A 21,257-nucleotide genomic window follows, 5' to 3' on the forward strand; every position below is an offset into this window, starting at 1 on the left:
GGCTATGTCAGAAATTGTTATCAGCTTAATTGAATTTTTAAAACAGTTCTCTTATTTTGGAATATTGCTTGCACTTTGCTTTGAATTTGTTCCGGCAGAAGTGGTGCTCCCTTTGGCAGGCTTTTGGGTCTTTCAGGGTGACTTTAATTATTATCTGGTTGTATTAGCAGGCACTGTGGGAGGAACGATCGGGCCGCTGACATTATATGCGCTGGGCCGATATGGCGGCCGTCCCATGGTTTTAAAATACGGAAAATACTTCTTAGTTTCACAAAAACAGATTGATGCATCGGACAAGTTCTTTGAAAAATACGGTTCAGGGGTCGCTTTCTTTGCCCGCTTTTTGCCGGTTGTCCGTACAGCGATATCGATTCCATGCGGAATGGCCAAAATGAATGTGTGGAAGTTCTCAATCTATACGTTCCTGGCAATGCTCCCGATTACCGCATTCTATGTTTATCTGGGGTTTAAACTTGGCCCTCATTATAAAGAAGCAGAGGAAATATTCAATAGCTATGCCCTTCCTCTAGTCCTGATTATCCTTGCGGGACTCATTATTTTCTTTACTTACAAATTCATCAGCAAGCGCAAGAGCGAAAGTATCTAAATAGAAAACGGCACTGGATGAGCAGTGCCGTTTTTCTATACAAAAAACTTTGAAGCCCACACAATATAACAGGCCCCTGGTATAAACATGATCTGTGCAGGGACGTGCCTCGCCGTTTTGGTCGTTATTCACTTAGATTAACTACCGTTTTCCTTTGACCCTCGCAATTTTGGTCATTATTTACATCGGTTAACTACCATTTTTTAAAGACACTGGTCATTTTCACCGTCGTTCTTCCCGACTATGCGCCAAACTAGCTTATCAGCTTTTGGACTTCACCATCAATATAATCTCTTAAATCATAAAGCTTAGTAAAATCTATGTCAGGATGATCATTTGCAGCTGAACTATAAATTCCCACTATTTTTTGAATAGCAGGCCTAAACCCATCTGGCATTGACTTCAGTGCCCACTCTCCTGCTTCATACTTGGATGATATAACTTCTTCCTTGAGATACCAATAAACCCGAATCATATTTAATACACTATAAACAGGATCCTCTTCAAGATTTTCAAGGCAATCAAGGTAATCCCCCAAGATAGAAGCTAGGTAGTCCTCTCTCGGCACATTAGGAAAAGTTGCACTTATCGATTCGCCTGCAGCACAGATCCCGCGATGTTGAACGATCGTAATATGGGCAGCCAAATCAGGATCAAATCCAGAAACGATATACGGATTCATTTCTTCTTCAAATCTCTCCCGCCAAAATTCACTATAGTGAAAATCAAACGGACATGGATGCTGCCAATTGCTGAGATCTTTTTCATTCAAAAAGCTGACTTCTATGGGAAACGGTGCATTGGAGCACCTTAAGAATAACTTTGCAATCTTTATTTTTATTACAGAAGACAAGGAATGGTACGTTACAATTAAAATATCAACATCACTTTTCTCCGGGTTAAATCCGCCCATCGCCAATGAGCCATGCAAATAAAAACCTTTGAAGTTATCCTTTAATAGTAACTTTACTTCTTCTAATAAATGATTAACAATTTCCATTACATCAGGCTTACTCATGCCAAAAGCTCCCCCGCTTCGTTTCAAGTAATCATACCAATACGTGCTGCTATTCCATCTGAACGCTCTCCTTTACCATGACAGAAAACAAGGTATGCACCGTAAACCTTTCCATTTATCGTTTTTTCTGTATAAGTCCGAATCCCAGCCCAACCGGATCCGCCAAATAGGCAAGATAAAAATCAGCAAATTCCATTTTATCTCTCACAACCATTGCTCCATTCTCTGTTGCAAGTGATATGGCTTCATCGATCGATTCTACTTCAATCTGAATCCGGGTTCCATGCGGGTAATCACTTGGTCCTTTACTGATTCCCCCATTAATTGTTTGATTTTGAGCTCCTTCAGTATGGACGGGCCGATACCCCCACTTCGGCTCTTCTATCTCCCAGCGAAAAACTTTGGAATAAAACTCAGCTGCTTTTTCCGGATCCTGGCAGTTTAATTCGAACCCAACTACTTTTGCCATTGTCATCTCCTGCTTTCATCTATTATATATATATTTTCAAAAAACCATTCCGATTGATAGACACCACTTATTCAGCTAAAGGCCAAACAAGCTGCTTCAAACCACATGACCAATTAGATTGATTCCACCAATACTATATCGTGTATGTTCTATATGCTCACCGTAATTTCCTGCCATCTGCTTATAAATTCCCCAGCCTCTTAAATTCCTTGCTCAAACAAGCCTGCTTAAAGCGCTTAGTCTGTTTAAGGCTGTTAATATCAGAGCGATTATCATAGGATAGCTGAATATGAAAATAGTTGATATATTCCAAAATGGCAAAGACATATATAAATCCCGCAATCACAAGCCCAAGCGGAAATGCCGGATGCCATATCATGTAGTCTGCCACGAATGCACATGGAATCCCTGTAATCATCCCCAGATTCCATTTATTTGAAACCCTTAGCCACAGTACAAGCCTCATCGGGGCAACTGACGTATTCTCTCTTTTTAATCGCTTCCATTTTACAAACCAATAAATGGAGCCTTGAAGCAATATGAACTCCAGCAGCAGAAATGATGACCAGAAAGAAAAAAGTGAATATAAATGGAGATCCGGAAAGGTATAGTTCACCAGGTAACTGATGGATACAAATATGATCAGACTTATTGATTCTCCAGTAAAAAGATATGAAAGTCTCTTCAGCATTCTATTTCTCAATCTGAAATTCCCCTTTTCCGAGTAAGAACTTCCCCTAATGTATTACGAATATTCTCAAAAATTGTTTCAAAAAGTAATAAGTCCCTTCCTTAAAATCGAATGAAATTGAAAATATAGGTAAAACTAAAAAAAATACATATTATGGGGTGAAATAATGCGAAACCCTTTCGAGGCAATTAAGGAAACCATTAAGAATTTTGCTGATAACGAACCCCCAAACCGCCGCTGCATGTCGGGGAGGTTATGGATTTATGGACTCTGTATACAGCATTCCATGAAGCCCATTCCCTTTACTATATTGCCTTAAATATGACCACAGATCCTGAGCTTTTGCATACCATCCGCTCTTCCATTGAAGGAAGCAGGACAGACACAAAAATGATTGAAGATTTTCTGCTTAAAGAAGGGGTGCCGCTGCCTTTAACTAATGCAGAAAAACCACTTTCCAACCCGGATTCTGTTCCAGAAGGTGTAAAGTTAACGGATGATGAAATAGCTAATTTAATATCTGTAAAAATCGCAGCAAGCATCACCTTTTGTGCACAAGCTATGATTAAAACAGTCAGAACAGATGTGGGGTTAATGTTATTTTCCTTACAGGTGCATTTAATGGAAATAGCATCCCCCCCTTAAGAATTTAATGAAAGAAAGAGGCTGGCTGAGAATCCCGCCAAGCTATATGCCGCCTGGCACTCCTGAAAGAAGTTAATATCCGCTGAAAGACTGCTGCCTCTGATCACCGGGGCAGGAGTCTTTTGTTTATTTCTGCCGATACACGGACTGGCACAAAATATTGTCTTCCGCGTATTCCTATAATGGTGATGAATATGAAAATACTAAGAACGATCAGAAGTATGATAAAACACGAGGCCCGGAAATTCTTCGATAACAGAATGGAAAGGAATAAAAAAAGGCTGAGAGCTTCCGGCAACAGCAAGAAGCTCTAATTTGACCTGATATAATGCAAATGCCAGCGAACGAATAAAAAAGCAGCAAAATAGTAGAAGGCAGAATACCACCATTTCCAGGAGATATAATTGATAAAATTCATCTTAACCGTACCCATTTCGAAAAGAACCGAAAAAATGACCCAGGCTGCAGTATAAAAGAAAAAAGAACGCCTGTTTTCCGGCATGAAATTCAGAAAGATAATTCCAAATGATGCCCCAAGAGTTAGTTCAATGATATGAACCCACATCTGTACTCCCCCGCCGTTTAACTCATACAGCCGAAAATATAAGCTTAGCATTACGTCTGTACTTAAGTTAATCAATGCAATGACAGCCCAGCTTATATATATTTCTTTATTCGTTAAACGCTTTGGCATAAACCAGATTACAATGAGATTAATGGCCAATGAAAGATAAGGAAACCAATACATACAATGGACCGCCTTTTAATATTTATATTTCTAAAGAACTTGCCTCCTCGAGCCGAAACAAACTAAAACGAGAGGAAGCAAAAGACTTCTCTTTCCTTTTTCGTCATTCAGATAAGCAGATATACAGTTTTTAAAGATAAATGTATATTACTTTCAAAAGATTTTCCCGAAAACAAATAAAAGAGAGCGGACCAGTAAAGGTACTAGGTCAACTCTCTTTCAATTATGCTCCTAAACCCGTCAAGGCTCTCATCTGCTTTCTTGCCCTGAAAATCCTGGTTTTCACAGTTGAAGGCTTTAAATTTAGAACAGTGGCGATTTCCTGTTCTTTTAATCCTCCATCAACCTTGAGCAAAAGCACTTCCTGGTAGTTCATTGCAAGCTGCCTGATGGCTGACTTGATTTCCATAAGCGCAAAACCTGATTCAACTTCCTGTTCGACATCTTGCTTTGTAATGAGGCAGAAGCTTTCAAGAGTGTCCTGCTCCATCGGCACTGCAGCCTTTCGCTTTTCGCTCCGAATCATATCCAGTGCGGTTCTTCTGGCAATGACAGACAGCCATGCCCCTGCTTTTTCTTCATCTATAATTGTTTCCGCCTTCTTCATGGCTTTAATAAACGTTTCCTGAACGATATCTTCTGCAAGATACGCATCTCTTGTCATTGAAAAGCATATATGATAAAGCCGTTTATAATGGCAGGAATACAGCTCTGCAATATCCATAATTCCCCTCTTCCCTTACTCCTCTAATTTCAGTGAAATGCTCACCTTGAACAAATCACCGTCTGTATCTATATCAAGATTCCCTTCATGAAGGTCTATGATCGACTTGGCAATGGCAAGGCCCAGTCCTGAACCATCTGTATGCCTTGATTTATCTCCCCGCTTAAAACGCTCATACAATTCTTCACTCTGGTCATCCAGCTCGTATTTGGAAACATTTTTAAACGTAATGACTGCCTGGCCTTTGACTTTCGCAAGGGCAATATAGACCCGTGAATGTTCCAATGAATATTTAAGAATATTGCCTATTAGATTATCAAACACGCGCCAGAGCTTTTGGCCATCCACATTAGCGATTGCCGGATGATCAGGCTTGGTGACGCGGAACTGCAGATTCGATTCCCTAATGGCATTATCATGCTCTGCAAGCGCCTGCTGCAGCAGCTGAACCAGGTCCACTCTTTCCTTTCGAAGCTCAATATTGCCGGTTGCCATCTTTGAGACCTCGAATAAATCATCAATCAAAACTTTTAACCGTTTAGATTTCCGGTCAATAATCTCAAGGTAGGCAGAGCGATCATCTTCTGATGCCTCGCCTGACTTCAGCAGCTCCGTGTACGTAATAATGGAAGTTAATGGTGTTCTTAAATCGTGGCTGACGTTTGTAATCAGTTCCGTTTTCAGCCTTTCGCTTTTTGCCTGCTCACTAAGGGACGTTTTTACGCCCTGCTTCAATACATTCATGTTTCCTGCGAGTGAAGCCAGGACGCTTTTTCCTTTAACAGGCAAGTCCTGTCCCATGTGGCCAGAAGCCAATTCATCGGCAGTCTCAACAATACGGTTGAAATAGCCAACGCGTCTGATTAATGCCATAACAAGAGGAATACCCGCAAAAGCTAAAGCCGTTATATAAAACAGGACAAACAGCGGATGGAAGAACATGATAATGGAACCCATTCCCATTCCAAAGATGATTAATAGAACAACAAACAGCTGCGTTCCTGTGCTCCGGTTTAAAAAGGCTTCCTGGAGGCTGGTTTTCAAACCGCTGGCTACCCTATAAACCAGACTCTTTTTCAAAACTGACTTTGCACTATCCAAGTCCTTAAATTCACCTGCAATATACTTGAGCTGAACAATTGTCAGGCCGCAAAGAACCGATGCTCCAAGGAGAACAATAATCAATTCCATCATACGCGAAAGGATGTTATAGCTGTCTATAAGAAAATCGTTTACCAGAAAAAGCGCCAAAATACTTCCAATTGCTGATAACCCTAAGAAGGTGATTCGTAAATCAATAGGCATCTTATTGTATAATGGCTCCCACCTTTTGATTTCAGCTGACAGGGCCTTTGACTTTCTGCCGGCAATTAATGCAGCGATAAATGCCAAAACAGCTGAACCGCCATAAATTAATAATACAATCTGTTTTTGCTTGAAATGATTTTTCTGGTCAATGAACATATTTGATTCAGGAAGGTTTTTAGCCAGGCCTATTTGCCCCCTAAAGTAGCCTGCTTGCGATTCGACCAGTGCCTGATCAAACTCCTCATATCCCCCCATAATAAAATAAAGGAAATAATCTTTATCCATCGTGTAATCGGTATGAAATAGCATCTCTTTTTCCATGACTTCATCTGGAGATTCATTCTTGGATAAAGTTAAATTGGTGTATACATCACCAGTCGAAGTGTCTTTGAAATAATAGGTAAATGAATCCTTATAGTAATCATACTGATCCCTGAGCTGCTCTTTCTCTTTATAAAATTCTTCTAATTTCTCTTCTTTTTCTTTAACCACTTTGGTGCGTACATGTTCATCACTTTCAAAGTTTTTCGTGACATCTTCAATTTTTTTATACATTTGATTTTTTAAAGATTGTGCTATTTCACTGCTGTTCACCGCTTTTGCTTCTTCAATCCTGGGTTCATATTGGTTCTTTATACTATCAATTTGTTCAGGAAGTGTTCCATAACGATAACGATGTTCATTAATTTCCTCTTCCGTCACCTCAATCGCTTCTTTCGCTTTTTCAATAGGCATGTTATTCAGTTCATACAATTCCAGATAGCCGGCATATTGATCTATTTCACTTCTGAACTCTGCTGTGTGAAAGTAATCCGGGTTTGCATATTCCCTGCCATTAATCAGAACTGACAAAACGCCGCTTGCTCCGAAAGCAAATAAAACCATAATCATCGCAATGATGAACCTATTTTTCCATTTTGTATCCAATTCCCCATACCACCTTTAAATATCTCGGATTCTTCGGATCGATTTCAATCTTTTCACGGATTTTCCGAATATGTACCGCCACCGTATTTTCCGCGTTATAGCACGGCTCGTTCCATACCCGTTCATAAATTTCATCTATAGAGAAAACGCGTCCGGCATTCGTCATTAAAAGTTCCACAATTTTATACTCGATTGGTGTCAATTTCACCGGCTCTCCATTAACACTCACTGCTTTCGCTTCCTTATCCAGCATGAGGCCGTTTAGATCAACGACCTTTTTAACTCCTTCAAACGTTCCGAATGTCACATATCTTCTCAGCTGGGATTTCACGCGGGCAACCAATTCCATGGGATTGAAAGGCTTGGTCACATAATCATCCGCCCCAACCTGCAGACCCAGGATTTTATCGGTATCCTCTGTCTTGGCACTCAGTATGATAATCGGAATGTTTTTCTTCTCGCGAATTTTATATGTAGCCGAAATGCCATCCAGCCTTGGCATCATGACATCTAAAATGATCAGATGCACCTCGTGCTCGTTCAAGATCTCCAGAGCTTCGATTCCATCCTTTGCTTTTAAAACGGTGATGCCTTCATTTTTAAGATAAATTTCAATGGCGTCCCTGATCTCTTTTTCATCATCTACGACAAGTACATAATAGTTATCCATAATCCCCCTGCTTTCAAAGGTGCTCGTTTTCATATTTTTATACTAAACGTAAAATCTTAACATTAATGTAATAGAAATCTTAAGAATTTCTTAAGATTGGATTTGTGTTTTCTAAATTTTGCCCGTTGATTTCCGCTCCAGGCACGCAGCGAACCCGCGGGGAGGAATGCGAGCCTCCTCGGCTCCGCCTGCGGGGTCTCACACTTCCCTCACTTCCCGCAGGAGTCAAGCGCCCTCCGCTCCAATCAACGCAGAGGTCAAATGTTGTTAGCTGCCTTTACGAGGATTGGATTAATCTTATCTCTTCTATTTTATATAGGGTGGAAATGGAAATATAGACTTGTATTTGCAGGACGCAAAAAAGCACCACCCTCCAGCTGAGTTTGCTGATGGATGGTGCAAAAAGAATAAAATTCATCTTTTAATAGGACCGGACAGGCGAAACCAGCTGAATATAAGAGTCTCCGCTGACAGGCTTGATTATGATTGGTCTCATTGAACCGCTGAAGCTTAAAAGAACCTGTTCTTCCTGTATAGCTTTTAAGGCATCCATTAAAAAGTTCCCATCTACCGAAATGGATAGTTCTTGTTCGCCAGTGATTTCTAATAGTTGCTGTGTTTCTTCAATTTTTCCGATGGCAGAGGAAACAGAGGATATTTTCAATGCTCCTTCTTTTATCTCCAAAAGGACATTATTGTTTTTCCACTCATGTGCAAAAAGGCAGGCGCGGTCAATACCCTTTAATAGTTTCTTTGCATCCAGTTTTATAACTGTTTTAGCTTCCTTTGGGATAAGTCGGGTTACATCCGGATACTTGCCTTCAATAAGCCGTGAACAGAGCATGATTGATTTTGTTTTAAAAACTAAATAGCTCTCTGATGAAAAGATTTGTACTTTACTTTCTTCCTGATGAGCCAATAGCTTTAAAAGCTCCTTAAGGCTGGGGCCAGGAACAATGAAAGAGCCGTATGATTGAGAAAGGATCTTTGTCTCCAGAAATGCTAATCGATGTGAGTCAGTTGCGGCACATGAAAAGCTGTTTCCGTTGAAATTTATATGCACACCGGTAAGTGCCGGCCTGGTATCATTCTTTGAAACAGCAAACACGGTTTGCTTTATCATTTCTATTAATTTTGCAGAAGAAAATTCAATTCCTTGAGAATCTTCAAATTCGGGAAGTGCTGGATACTCTTCAGCAGGAAACCCATTTAATGAAGTGAGGATTTCGTCTGACATTATTGTCATGCTATTCTTTTCATCCACTTTGATATGTATGTCACCCGGCAGCTTTTTAATGAGCTCTGTGAGGTATCTGGATGTTACAACAGCACTTCCAGTCTCTGCAATCTCAAGTCCGGTTTCTTCATCAGATGCAGGAATGACCTTTTCAATCACAATATCCGAATTGCTTCCGGTGAGTGTTAAATGCTCCTCACAGGCAGTCAGCTTTATTCCTGTCAAAATAGGAAAAGGAGTCTTAGCTGAAACTACACTGCTTACTTCTCCAATTGCTTTATGAAAATATTCGTTCTTAATTGTAAATTCCATTCATTCCCCACCTATTTTTTTCGATAGGATATTCTTTCGACAAAATTCCTGAAAATCCCTTTCAGCCTGTCAGCTTAACTTAGTGTGAAACAGTTCGAGAGGATAAAGCTTACCAGCTTTTACGGCATCAAGGATTTGCCTGATAACTTTGGCATCACGCAGTTCCTCGTCCTTGAAGCTTTTAAAGTTTGATAGATTGACCCACTTGCTATCAGCTATTTCTTCTTCCTGAAGGCTCAAAAACCCCCCTGTTATTTGACCAATAAAATGAAATAAGATGACCTGATGGTCCGTACTGCTGATAAAGTTATAGATTCCAGTTGTATGAGTCAGTTTAACATCCAGGCCTGTTTCTTCTTTAACTTCCCTGCAGGCAGCCTCCAGGATATCTTCCCCTTTTTCAACATGGCCTGACGGGAAATTCCATTTATTCTTTACGGAGGCTTTATTCTCTTTTATCATCAGCACTTTGCCTTCTTGTATAATTGATGTACTGACAACAAGCACGATTTCATTCTGTGTCATTCAGCGGCTCTCCTTTGCTATTAATTCACCCAATGCTCCGGTCTCTGTAATCCCTTAGGCAGCTTCGTATGCATATCCCCTTTTGCTGAATTAACCTGAGCCTGTGTGAGAAAAATACTTCCCATTAGATTGGCTCCGCTTAAATCTGCGTCCCTGAAGTCCGCACCAATAAGATCTGTATTTCTCAAATCAGCTTTGTGAAGGTCAGCTGCAATAAACAAAGATCCTCTTAAATTCGCCCCGCAGAAAACCTCACCTCTTAATTTTGCCCCGATAAAATCTCGCCGGCCGTTATTATTTTTCGAAGATTTGTGATTTAATCCTGAATTCCTCCTGACAATCTCACTGGCTTTCAGAAGCAGCTTATTGACTTCTTCCCTAAGTTCCTGAACATCAATAGCCAAAATCAACCCCGGTTCCATATTAGTTAAATCCTCTGTTTTATCCAAAATTCCTCTGACTTCACCATGAATAGGCCCGGCGTCTTCCAAATGCAGAATTTCAGTTAAGTAGAAAAGCATTTCATGAAGCTGGTGCATAACGGGAAACACATCGAACATCTCTTTCTCAAGTCCTGGATGGCTGCGCCAGTCTCTATTCTTAAAGGTGTGTTGAGATACTTTCTGGCCTGCTCCAAAGCATTCAAATGTGGTGCAGCCCCTGAAGCCCTTTTTTCTTAGGTCGGCATGTATCTGACAGCGAAAATCAGCCTGCAGATGGGGGCATGGTTTACCAGCATCCTTTTCCATAGCAAAGTCCGCAGATTTTGTATAGGGAAGGGCCACACAGCAAAGCCCAAAACAATTTTCGCAATCGGGAAATAAATTACTCATTTAAACAAGCACTTCCTTGCGTTCATAGTACAGGAAAGATTTCATCAATATTTTTTCTATGATACTGTTCTTGACTTTCCTTACGGGAATGTTTATTCTTTCTGGAAATGGAAATTATTCTTAATATCTCATTATGAAGGAGTGACTTCATGTCCAGAAATAAATATAAAGAAAAGGCAATGAGTGCCGTAAACAAGCTAAAATCCAACCTTAAAGGGAAGCTTTATGAACTGGCAGACATTCCTTCCGTGTCTGTTAAACAGCTATCAGAATTCATCCAGCAGCATCCCGATACACAAATAACAAAGAAAGAGCTCCTTGGAAATACCTACACTTTCTACCGCTTAAATGCGAATGATGACTTTCTGTATATGGAGACAATTAATGAACGTATCCTTCAATTGGATGGATCCTCACATGGAAAAAGATTTGTCTCTTATCGATCCTACCGGGATTCCCATAATTTGAATACTCCGATGAGGTTAACATAACGGCCTTCAGTAAAGTGAGCTTCACACAAGGGAAGCTCACTTATTCCTATTTGCTGCTGGTTGGTCTATTAGATATTATGAGAGTTTAATAGTCTCTCCGTTTCCCGCTCTCTTACCTGTATAATGTTTTCTCTCCCCTATTTTTTACTTCATAAATTTGTCCCATATTATGGTATCATCATCGATATTATTAAGTTTACTAAAAAAGTGAATTTTTTCAATATTAGAAACGTATTAAATAAAAGGTTAGGAATTTTGCAGGATACCAACATCCAACTTGTCATGAAAGAGGGGAAAATGAATGACTGTTTTAGAGGTAAGAAATCTGCAAAAATCCTTTGGGTCCATTAAGGCTGTCAAGGATATCAGTTTCTCGGTTCATGCCGGTGAAGTTTTCACCATAATAGGACCTAACGGAGCAGGTAAAACGACGACACTGGAAATGATTGAAGGCCTGGTTTCACCAGACAATGGCGTAATTCATTTTGGTGATCTCGATTGGAATAAGCATGCAGTTTCGATAAAAAAGAAAATTGGTGTTCAGCCTCAGTCAAGTGCCATGTTTGATTTGCTGACACCGGAAGAAAACCTTAATCTTTTTGCTTCCTTTTACGACGATGCCCGGCCAACCGAAGAGATTCTTGAAATTGTTAGCCTGACTGAGCACCGCAAAAATCACGTAAAAAAACTTTCAGGCGGCCAGAGGCAAAGGCTCGCCATTGGGCTGGCCCTGATTAGTGACCCGCAGATCATTTTTCTGGATGAACCGACAACCGGCCTTGATCCCCAGGCCCGAAGAAATATATGGGATATTATTCTCCATCTAAAGGAATTAGGCAAAACAACTATTTTAACGACACATTACATGGAAGAAGCAGAAAAGCTAAGTGACCGTGTATGCATTGTGGACCAGGGGAATGTGATTACACTCGATACCCCTTCCGCACTCATTGAGAAGCTGACGGATGAGCGGGAAATAAGAATGAGCTTTCTTGATGGAGAAAAGGCAGCTGAGGACGCTGACAGGTTTTCAAAGGAGCTGGAATCCGTTTCCAAAACAGAACGGGAAGGGGCGGCTCTGAAAATATGGGCATCAAAACCGGAAGAAACCCTTTTGGACTTATTTAAATTTACTAAAGAAAACTCATACGGAGTGGAACAGGTCTCCATAAGGGAAATGAGTCTGGAAGATGTGTTTATTGCATTTACGGGCAAAGAATGGAGGGATTAACATTAAATTTAATCAATTTAAAATGATGTTTCTGGCGCAGCTGAAATTAACTCTTCGTGAAAAACAGGCATGGTTCTGGGGCATCTTTTTCCCAGTTATTTTAATGGTCATCTTTATGGTCATTTTCAGCGGAAATTCAGATGAAGAGTTTAAAACAGAGGTTGCTATAGTGGATCCGAGCCCGAATCCAGCGTCCGAAATGATGTTATCACAAATCAGTGGCCTTCCTGTTTTTGAGGTGAAATCAGGAAAGCCGGTTACAAGGGATAAAGCGGAGGAATGGGTAAAAGAACAGGAAGTGGATGCCGCGATTATCCTGCCGGAGACAGCGGAAGAATCTTCTGTGTTTCTTGTTGTCAATAAAGAAAATGAACAGGGTGCAGCAGCCCAGGCCGTTTCCGGCATTCTGGATAAGTTTGTGCAGCAGGCCAATTTACTGGCTGCAGGTGCTTCTCCAAAATATGATCTGCAATATGAATCGATTACATCAGGCACCAATGAATTGGATTATACCGATTTCCTTTTAACCGGAATGATTGCTTTATCCATTGCCCAGGGCGGCATGTTTGGCATGGTGGACCTGGTGGAAATGCGCAGAAAGGGATTAATTAAAAGACTGCGCATGACCCCGGCCAATATGGGGATATTCGGGTTAAGCGATATGGCTATGAGACTTTTGTTCAGCATTGTGCAGATCGTATTGCTCTCGTTAATAGGAGTCCTCGTATTCGGCGCCAACCTTTATATTAATCCTTTTACCCTGATTATCATATTTTTGATCGGCGCTCTATCCTTTAATGCCCTTGGCTACTTCTTCTCCTCTTTCAGCAAAACGACCGAGGCTTATATGGGAGTAGCCAATATCTGCAGCTTTCTCATGATGTTTTTAAGCGGCGTGTTTTTCCCTATTGAAACGATGCCTGAATGGATTCAGCCGATTTCGGCTGTTCTGCCGCTCACCTATTTCGCTGATGGCTTAAGAGAAAGCATGGTTTATGAAGCCGGCATAGCTACGGCGTCACTTTGGGCAGGAATTGCCGTGATGGTTATTTGGGGTGCGGTTACCTTTCTTCTGGGATCTGTGCTTTATAAACGGAAGGCGATTGCTGCAGATAGATAAAAAATGAAGGGGCCGGCTGCCTGGTATCAGGCGGCTGGACCACATTTAGAATCACACTGGGAGATCCACTTAATAACTTTTACCTCACTTCTTCTTTGACAGATCTTCATGGTCAGTAGCCATAGGCGGCTTTTCAAACCATCCTTTTTCTATCATAAGATTCATCCCATCCTCTGCCAACAATCCAATTTCGACTATCATGCGTGCATAGTCTGCTGAAATGTCCCTTCGCTGCGCCATGGACATCGCTTCCCCGTAATAGCCTATAGAAGCTGATAGAAGAGTTGAGATATGATATATCATAAGTTTATCCGAAAAGGGAGGAATCGTTGAATCCGTTACCTCTGCCTCAAATGTCCTGGGGATATTCAGATTTGACTGGGTTAATATCCCGGATAAAATTTCAAGATGTTTGCGGCATAATTGTCTGCTTCTTTCCATATATTTTTGAACCTCTTTAGATTGGGCGACTTGTCCAAATCCAAGTTCTAAAACCATCTTCATCATTATTTTTTGCATATTCAGGTAGATTCCGCTGATTTCAATCGCATTTACAGGTCTCCGCTTCCCGAACCATCCTGCTAAGTAACTCTGTTTCCCTACAAATTCAATTTCGTGATTGTTATTTAATATCGGCGGTTTGACCATTACCCCTTTCTCAATTAAAACATCAGCAGAACGATCAAATAACTCCATCGTTTCATCTATAACCTGCTTTATATACTTCCTAATGTCTGCCCGCGTAGCATTGCTTAAGGCACCTGCATATCTTGTCCCCCCATGTATTGCCATAATGTGTATGTACATCCCCATAAAAATATCAGTAAATAGTAACGGTGCATCCACATTAACATCTTTGTCAGTAAAACCAATTGGAATTGGCTGATTCTCTCTTGATAAAAACCCATTAATTTTTTTCATGTGGCTTTTTGATAATTTGAGGGCAAATTCAAGTACTTTGCGGATCTCTTTGTCCTTTACATGGTTCAAAAAATGCCGCAGGATACAAACAGCAAGGCTGTCATTCACATATTGTGACCAAAGTGTTGCATGTTCAGCTGCAGTAAGCTTATCTTCATAATTTCCGCCAGGCATACCTTTCCCTCCTGCATTTTGTCTGATATATGGTTCCCCACCCTACGCAACTTTATTAAAAAGATTTCCTGGTTCATATTACGTTTGATAAAAATGATGAAAAAAGGTGAAACCACCTGGGTTTCACCTCAACCTCGCCATTATATATTTTCAAAAAACACTCTGATTACATCGGCTCCCCCAATAAAGGTTCCCAGTGAGCTGCCCAGATTGGATAGGACAACAATCAATAAAATCCGGCTCACTTTGTTTCTCCAGAATCCTTTAACACTGAATACATCTTCAGTTAAGGTCTCAAAATCTCTTACGTTGGGCCGTCTCATATAAGCTTGTGTCAGTCCGGCAAACCAGCCTGCCGCAAGAAGGGGATTCAGTGATGTAATTGGTGCTGCAACAAATGCAGTTAATATTGTCAGCGGATGCCCCATTGCAATGGCAGCCCCCAGTGCTGACAAGGACCCATTCCATATAATCCAGCTGATAGTCTGCGCAAGACCCGCAGATGGATTTGCGAAGAAGGTATAAGCTATGATGGCTAAAATAAACACCGGAATACTCCAGCCAATGATCTTTGGTACATTGGATTTTGGAGGGCGCTCAGTCAATTTGGCCATATCCTGCTCTTTTTTGATTTCCTCTTTGATCCCCGGTACATGGGCTGCCCCCAGCACCGCTACAATTTTTTCTCCTGGCGCATCTTTTATTTTCTGGGCCAGGTATTGATCCCGCTCATCAATGAGCGGTTTTTTCAACCTCGGAAAACTTTCTGTAAATTCATTTAGAATTGCATTTATCGTATCCTGATTTTTCATTTTCTCAAGTTCTTCTTCAGTTATAGTATCTTTGCTGAAAATACTTGCAATGACCTGACTGAGAAGCAGTGATTTTCCTTTTAATCCAAGGTTGCCCCAAATCCTTGCAAAGGTAATCTGGATATTGCGGTCTGCCAAAACAAGCTTTGCCCCTGTTTCCTTGGCTGACTCAATTCCCTGAATCATTTCCTGGCCAGCCTTAATGCCAAATTGGTCGGCCATACGGTTTTGAAAGGATGAAATCGCCAGATTCATTAAAAGCAGTGATGCTTTCTTTTCCTTAATCACCTGGATGATATCCATTTCCTTCCACTTACTGCCTTCTGTAATCGACTGATATCTCTGCTCATCCAATTCCACACAAACAGAGTCAGGCTGTTCAGCCTCAATGACTTCCTTCACCTGTTCCGCACTGTACTTTGACACGTGTGCTGTTCCGATCAGTATGTATTCCTTGCCGTCTAAATGAATCCTCGTTATGTTTTCCTCTGACATAAATACCTTCCTTAGATACAAATTCTCTTATGTATGCATTAGCTTTGTCCCCATTATACCATGAACTGCGGGAAGATTTTAATCTATTAACCGCCAAACAGAACAAATGTTTTGATATAATATAAGAATGCATGAAAAAATGCAAATATCTCATAAAAGGTGGAAATAATTTTGAATGGTACCGCCCATGCAGCAATTGGAGCAGCAGCAGGATACGTGATAGCGAACACTGTTCATGCCAGCCCTTCCACAACACTATTATTAGTCGGCCTCGGAAGTGTTTCAGGATTAATCCCTGATCTCGATATTGATGGAAAACTACGCGGCCGGCTGACCCTATCACATGAAATCGTTCAGACAGTTGCCCAAATCATTGGAATTTTAATGATTATTTATAGTTTTTATGAGGGCTCCCAAAAAGAGAAATGGCTTGGAATGGCCATTGGAATCGGAATGACAGCCATTTCGGCGAAAATCAGGCAAAAGCATATGCTGACCATAACGGGAATTGGCGTCCTGGCAGGAGGAATCTCCCTGCAGGAGCTTTGGCTCATATTATTTGGGATCTATATATTGATAGCTTCCTTTGTTTCCCACCGCAGTTATACTCATTCCCTGCTGGGGGTTATTTTTTTCGCATTCATTTCTTCAAGATTTGAAATGTCCCTTGGTATAGAAGGAGTCTATTATACTTGCCTTGCCGGTTACATAAGCCATTTGATTGCCGATTTGAAAATCCTGCCCTTCAATAAAAGAGGGGTAAAGCTTTTTCTTCCCCTTTCATCGAAAGAGATTTAAGACAGCAGCCGCTCAAGTTTTTGAGCGGTTTAATCTTTGATTGGAATAAAAACTTCTGCCTCTTCCTCCTCATTTGGAGCGGGATAAAAAACTTCAATAATATACTGATCAGTAGACTGCTGGCGGTTATTCTCACTGAGCCAACGGTTAAGCCGCGAATGCAAATCACCCACTTCAGAAGTCTTTCCTCTGATTGATGCATAAGTTTGCACCGCATCTATATACTCCATCCCATTTGGCAGCATTTCTGCTTTTTCATGAACTAAATACCCGGTAAAAAAGGTACCCTCTAAGTGGTCTTCCCCTCTCTTAGGTTCATAAAAGGCCACTTCTAAACCGCTGCTATTTTGAACAAGATGTCCCTGCTTTAAAAAAGCCTGAGCTGCTTCAGGCACCAATTGGGCATAATCCTTAAATAAACCCCTGTTTCTTATGACAACCGCTTTGAAATCTTTTGATACCACATTGCACATATTAGGAATCCCCCCAAACTTTTATTCATATGAAATTCTCTAAGAGATGGGAAAATCCTCCTTTATTCTTTTGCATGAGAAAAGCGCAAGCGCCTTGCCCACGAATGAACGCAGACTAAGAACGCGACGTCCTGTGGCAACGTCTGCATGTCCCCCATCCTCCCAAAAGCTTTCGCTTTTGGTCGTGCGATGATTATGGTGACGAAGCCTTCCTCGTCCTGCGGGCCTCAGGTATAAGACGGTTCCTGTAAGAAGGTGTTTTTCCTTCTGAAAGGAAACGGCTTATGACCCCGAGTCCCTAAGAGCCGCAACTGGACAGGCTTGTGACCTCGAGGGGGTAGGCTGCTTGCGCTAGACAGTAATCGACGTTCAAAGTTTTATACTTTCTTATCTTTTTAGAAAAGACGCGCCTGGTGGGACGCGTCTCTTAACTACACGAGTTCATTATTTTAGTGACAGGCAAGGGGTATCTTCGGACTCTGCAAACTTTCGTATGTCTTTTTGAGTCTGAACCTGAAGCAACTTCGGACACAGCGACCTGGTTTTTCTGGTTTTGTGTCCGAACCCGGAGCAACTTCGGACACAGCGACCAGGCTCTTTCCAATGTTGAGTCAGAACCCAAGCAAACTTCCGAGACCTGAACCATCATTTCCCTTTTTTTAGTCTCAACCCAAGCCACCTCCTACTCAACAACCACCAATACCCCCTTTCAAGTCCACTGCTGCCCCATGCTAAATCATCAATATCTCCCGTATATCTTCTTCCGTCAGGCTTCCTGCTGCACTTTCATTTGAATCGATGATTTCTTCGATCAGGTACTTCTTTTTATCCTGAAGTTCATTCATCTTCTCTTCGATGGTGCCTCTTGACAATAATTTTATTACCTGGACGGTATTTTTCTGTCCTATGCGATGAGCCCGATCGGCTGCCTGTTCCTCAACGGCGGGGTTCCACCACAAATCATATAAGATGACTGTATCTGCACCAGTCAAATTTAGACCCGTACCGCCTGCCTTCAATGAAATCAGGAAAAAATCGCGCTCTCCCTCATTAAATCGGCGGCAGATTTCCACCCTTTCCGCGGAAGGTGTCTGTCCATCAAGGTAGAAAAACGGCAGATCCAGAAGGGCAAGTTCTCGGCCAATAAGATCAAGCATTTTAGTGAACTGCGAAAAAATAAGTACTCTTCTTCCAGACAATCTGGATTCTTCGATAATTCTCTTGAGCTGTTCAAATTTTGCTGAACTCCCTTTATATCCATCCACAAATAAAGCAGGGTGGCAGCAAATTTGACGGAGCCGTGTCAAACCAGCTAGGATTCTTATGCGGTTTTTTCTGAGTGTATCTTTATTTAAATGCTTTAAGGTATCTTCTCTCAGTTTTGCCAGGTAAGCTGCATAAAGCTTCTTCTGATCCGGCAGCAATTCAGCAGAATCAATAAGCTCCATCTTTTCAGGCAGCTCTGAAAGAACATCTACTTTCAGCCTCCTGAGCATGAAGGGACGAACCCTTCTGGCAATCGTCTTCCGTGTTAAATTACCGTAATCCTTTAACCCGCCAAACAATTCAGGGAAGACAACATGAAAAATAGACCACAGCTCTTCTGCTGAGTTTTCAACGGGTGTGCCTGTCAATGCAAACCGATATTTTGCTTTGATTTTCTTTACTGCTCTCGCTGTTTGGGTGACCGGATTTTTAAATACCTGTGCTTCGTCGAAAAATACCGTGTGAAATTGCTGCATCTCATACCATTTAATATCTTTAAGTACCAGTGGATAGGAAGTAATCACCACATCAACACCAGATAAATCCTTCTGCAGCATGGCTCGTTCATTTTGATTTCCGTCGATGACAATTGCCTCGATGTCCGGTGTGAACTTTGTCAGTTCGCTTAACCAGTTGTACGTCAAAGATGATGGGCACACAATAAGGGCAGGGCGGGTACTTTCCCGAATATCCTTAAGCTCAGACTGAATAAAAGCAATGCTTTGCAGTGTCTTCCCGAGTCCCATATCATCTGCCAAAATCCCGCCAAAACCATAATGCGCCATTGTCTTTAACCATTTAAAACCACTTTTTTGGTATTCCCTTAAAATAGAATCCATTTTTTCCGGCACAGAAATCTGCAGGCATGACGGATTCTCAAGCTCCGCCAAAAATGTCCTAAAAGATTCCTCATGACAGAACACTTCCTGATCACCAGATGCATCCAGCATTCTAAGACCAGATACAATCGGCATGTTCAAACCGCTTTCCAGATCCTCTGCCTGCTCTGGCACAGCTTTTAGAAAACGCTGGATTTCCTCAAATTCCCGTGTTTCCAAAGAAAGGAGCGCGCCATTTTTCAGGCGATAGAATTTTCGTTTCTCCTCAAGTGCAAATAATACATCCCGTATCTCCTGGTCAGCTATGCCGGTCAATTCAAACTTGAATTCCAGCCAATTGGTCCGCTCTTTTTTCATTTTTATCCGTATCTGCGGTTTGGCATTCTCCCTAAAAATCCGGTTTCTGACAGCCGTAGTCGCATATATTTGCACCAGTTTCTGCAGTTTAGGGACAACATGATAAAGGAATTCATATTCCAGTTCTTCATTCTGCAGAAAATAGCCTCCATCCGTCTTGGCAAAAGAGCTTTCCTCCATAAGCTGAAGGATTGCATCCTCTAGTGCCACATCTCTAATAATCCGCGTTCCGCCCTTCGGCTCTCTGCTCTCCAGCGGATTGATTACAATATTTTCGTAATGAAATTCAATTCCTGCCAGAAACCGGTTCCGCAGACGATCCAGGTACAGCTTGGCAGTCAAAGGAGTTTTCATAAATCTATGTGACATGTCTTCAGAGATACGGACATCCCCCAGTTTTCTCAATCCAGGAACCACTTTTTCCAGAAACAACTCCATTTGTTCAGCAGCTATCGGAATTTCATTTTTTCCGGTTGCCTCCAGCATTTGTGTTAAATCGTACAGTCGCTTACAGTCATCTTTCTTGAGCGTGATGAATTTGCCGCCGGATAGAACCGCACTATACGAATCCAGGATCAGCATCCTGTCCAGTCCTTTAACATGTAAATAATATTTATCATTTCTTTCGGCCAATTCAAATCGCAATGGCAGCCGGTCCTCTGAAAAAGTCATCCGATCAAATGTTTTTCCTGTTATTTCAAGCTTTACTTTTTCAGCAAACACCAAAACAGGCTTCAGCCGTTCCCATGATGATGGAGGGATTAAAAGCATATGCTTCGATGCTGTATAATCAAAATCATCCATTAAAGCATTGATATAGATAGATTCATCGTGTATTACCTGTATCAGCTGCTGAAGGACGGAATCCGCTTCAGGAGGGAAACAATGCAGGGCGGGATCATAGGAAAAAGAAAGTGATAATAGGCTTGGACTCCCCACTTTAACTGAATGGAGAAATTGACGGATATCCAGGACAGCAATTGGGCCGATGGAAATTTTAATGGCAAACAGATAATGCCCTTTTCCCAAATGAACAGGCACACAGGTGAACTCAGGCTGGAGCACTTGCCTGTTTTCAAAATGAAGCTGGTGCCCGCTTGACCTTCCCGGCTGTTCACTGAATAGTGTCATGAGGCTATCTGTTAATGCTTGTTCCGGAGAAGCATCAAGGCTTCCAGCTGATAGGGCTGGCAACTTATATTGCTGCATATCATGAATTGCCAGCAGTACAGCCGCGGCATGCTGGCACTCTTTATCAAATGATGCAAGCTTGGGACAGCTGCATGTAATTTTGTACCCATTACTTGAAGTTTTCTCTACTTCAACATAAAAATCTTCACCGGCAGAAACGGTTGCTTCACAAATATCACCATTGTATTTATTTATCGTTACTTTATGATTCCTGAAAAACGCGTCCCCTCTTTTGAAGGAGACAGTACCGCACAATTCTTTTATCATTTTGTGAGTCAATTTAATATCCACAAATGTTCTCCTTCCGGGAAAATCTATACCAAAATTGTATCATAGTCATCTGCCGAAATTCATTTTATGCAACACAAAAAGGGG

The 21,257-nt window shown here is 41.4% G+C and carries 20 protein-coding genes; 6 read left to right on the forward strand and 14 right to left on the reverse strand.

All coding sequences use genetic code 11. The features are described from left to right. Positions 1-4: 4 nt before the first annotated feature. A complete protein-coding gene (locus PBF_RS09555) occupies positions 5-607 on the forward strand; it encodes a DedA family protein (RefSeq protein ID WP_035329660.1) in 603 nt (200 codons plus the stop codon). A gap of 253 nt (positions 608-860) precedes the next feature. On the opposite strand, the gene PBF_RS09560 is transcribed toward PBF_RS09555, so the two are convergent. The 3 genes from PBF_RS09560 to PBF_RS09570 all read right to left on the reverse strand — a co-directional run bounded on the left by PBF_RS09560 (position 861) and on the right by PBF_RS09570 (position 2,797). Further along, a complete protein-coding gene (locus PBF_RS09560) occupies positions 861-1,625 on the reverse strand; it encodes an aminoglycoside adenylyltransferase domain-containing protein (RefSeq protein ID WP_035329486.1) in 765 nt (254 codons plus the stop codon). A 115-nt stretch (positions 1,626-1,740) separates the two neighbouring features. Further along, positions 1,741-2,094 (reverse strand): VOC family protein, encoded by a 354-nt coding sequence (locus PBF_RS09565; RefSeq protein WP_035329487.1) that lies wholly within the window; start codon positions 2,092-2,094, stop codon positions 1,741-1,743. Between the two features lie 181 nt (positions 2,095-2,275). Continuing rightward, positions 2,276-2,797: a hypothetical protein gene (locus PBF_RS09570; protein ID WP_035329488.1), complete on the reverse strand. Its 522-nt coding sequence runs from the start codon at positions 2,795-2,797 to the stop codon at positions 2,276-2,278. Between the two features lie 243 nt (positions 2,798-3,040). On the opposite strand from PBF_RS09570, the gene PBF_RS09575 reads away from it, so the two are divergent. Further along, positions 3,041-3,430: a DUF3231 family protein gene (locus PBF_RS09575; protein WP_235192230.1), complete on the forward strand. Its 390-nt coding sequence runs from the start codon at positions 3,041-3,043 to the stop codon at positions 3,428-3,430. Positions 3,431-3,740: 310 nt separating this feature from the next. Here PBF_RS09575 and PBF_RS09585 read toward each other — a convergent pair whose 3' ends face one another. From PBF_RS09585 to PBF_RS09615, 7 genes are all read right to left on the reverse strand, one after another. Continuing rightward, complete coding sequence (locus PBF_RS09585; RefSeq protein ID WP_035329490.1) at positions 3,741-4,178, reverse strand: hypothetical protein; 438 nt, start codon at positions 4,176-4,178, stop codon at positions 3,741-3,743. A gap of 223 nt (positions 4,179-4,401) precedes the next feature. Further along, positions 4,402-4,902: an RNA polymerase sigma factor gene (locus PBF_RS09590; RefSeq protein ID WP_035329491.1), complete on the reverse strand. Its 501-nt coding sequence runs from the start codon at positions 4,900-4,902 to the stop codon at positions 4,402-4,404. Between the two features lie 15 nt (positions 4,903-4,917). After that, a complete protein-coding gene (locus tag PBF_RS09595; protein WP_035329492.1) occupies positions 4,918-7,137 on the reverse strand; it encodes a sensor histidine kinase in 2,220 nt (739 codons plus the stop codon). Beyond that, positions 7,115-7,807, reverse strand: a complete 693-nt coding sequence (locus PBF_RS09600; RefSeq protein WP_035329493.1) for a response regulator transcription factor — start codon at positions 7,805-7,807, stop codon at positions 7,115-7,117. The genes PBF_RS09595 and PBF_RS09600 overlap by 23 nt, the downstream gene beginning before the upstream one ends. Before the next feature lie 421 nt (positions 7,808-8,228). Next, positions 8,229-9,356, reverse strand: a complete 1,128-nt coding sequence (dnaN, locus tag PBF_RS09605; protein ID WP_035329494.1) for a DNA polymerase III subunit beta — start codon at positions 9,354-9,356, stop codon at positions 8,229-8,231. A gap of 69 nt (positions 9,357-9,425) precedes the next feature. After that, positions 9,426-9,881: an NUDIX hydrolase gene (locus PBF_RS09610; RefSeq protein ID WP_035329495.1), complete on the reverse strand. Its 456-nt coding sequence runs from the start codon at positions 9,879-9,881 to the stop codon at positions 9,426-9,428. 20 nt (positions 9,882-9,901) lie between these two features. Continuing rightward, positions 9,902-10,714 carry a pentapeptide repeat-containing protein gene (locus tag PBF_RS09615; RefSeq protein WP_035329496.1) on the reverse strand — a complete coding sequence of 271 codons (813 nt, stop codon included), beginning with the start codon at positions 10,712-10,714 and terminating at the stop codon, positions 9,902-9,904. Positions 10,715-10,863: 149 nt separating this feature from the next. Between PBF_RS09615 and PBF_RS09620 the strand changes: the two genes are divergently transcribed. From PBF_RS09620 to PBF_RS09630, 3 genes are all read left to right on the forward strand, one after another. Next, entirely contained in the window at positions 10,864-11,205 is a 342-nt protein-coding gene (locus tag PBF_RS09620; protein WP_035329497.1) for a hypothetical protein, read from the forward strand. Positions 11,206-11,506: 301 nt separating this feature from the next. Next, a complete protein-coding gene (locus PBF_RS09625; protein WP_035329498.1) occupies positions 11,507-12,436 on the forward strand; it encodes an ABC transporter ATP-binding protein in 930 nt (309 codons plus the stop codon). Continuing rightward, positions 12,396-13,556 carry an ABC transporter permease gene (locus PBF_RS09630; protein ID WP_235192231.1) on the forward strand — a complete coding sequence of 387 codons (1,161 nt, stop codon included), beginning with the start codon at positions 12,396-12,398 and terminating at the stop codon, positions 13,554-13,556. The genes PBF_RS09625 and PBF_RS09630 overlap by 41 nt, the downstream gene beginning before the upstream one ends. An 84-nt stretch (positions 13,557-13,640) precedes the next feature. Here the strand turns inward: PBF_RS09630 and PBF_RS09635 are convergent, their stop codons facing one another. Next, positions 13,641-14,651, reverse strand: coding sequence for a DUF3231 family protein (locus PBF_RS09635; protein ID WP_035329500.1), 1,011 nt, complete (start codon positions 14,649-14,651; stop codon positions 13,641-13,643). Positions 14,652-14,791: 140 nt separating this feature from the next. Continuing rightward, positions 14,792-15,958 (reverse strand): TraB/GumN family protein, encoded by a 1,167-nt coding sequence (locus PBF_RS09640; RefSeq protein WP_035329501.1) that lies wholly within the window; start codon positions 15,956-15,958, stop codon positions 14,792-14,794. Positions 15,959-16,129: 171 nt separating this feature from the next. On the opposite strand from PBF_RS09640, the gene PBF_RS09645 reads away from it, so the two are divergent. After that, the gene (locus tag PBF_RS09645; protein WP_035329502.1) at positions 16,130-16,756 is read left to right on the forward strand and encodes a metal-dependent hydrolase; all 627 of its coding nucleotides are present in this window, start codon (positions 16,130-16,132) and stop codon (positions 16,754-16,756) included. A gap of 29 nt (positions 16,757-16,785) precedes the next feature. On the opposite strand, the gene PBF_RS09650 is transcribed toward PBF_RS09645, so the two are convergent. After that, a complete protein-coding gene (locus PBF_RS09650) occupies positions 16,786-17,229 on the reverse strand; it encodes a GyrI-like domain-containing protein (RefSeq protein WP_035329503.1) in 444 nt (147 codons plus the stop codon). A 731-nt stretch (positions 17,230-17,960) separates the two neighbouring features. Next, positions 17,961-21,173: a DEAD/DEAH box helicase gene (locus PBF_RS09655; protein WP_035329504.1), complete on the reverse strand. Its 3,213-nt coding sequence runs from the start codon at positions 21,171-21,173 to the stop codon at positions 17,961-17,963. Positions 21,174-21,257: the final 84 nt, after the last annotated feature.

Source organism: Cytobacillus firmus DS1, assembly GCF_000565285.1.
GTDB classification, from domain to species: Bacteria; Bacillota; Bacilli; order Bacillales; family Cytobacillaceae; genus Cytobacillus; species Cytobacillus firmus_A.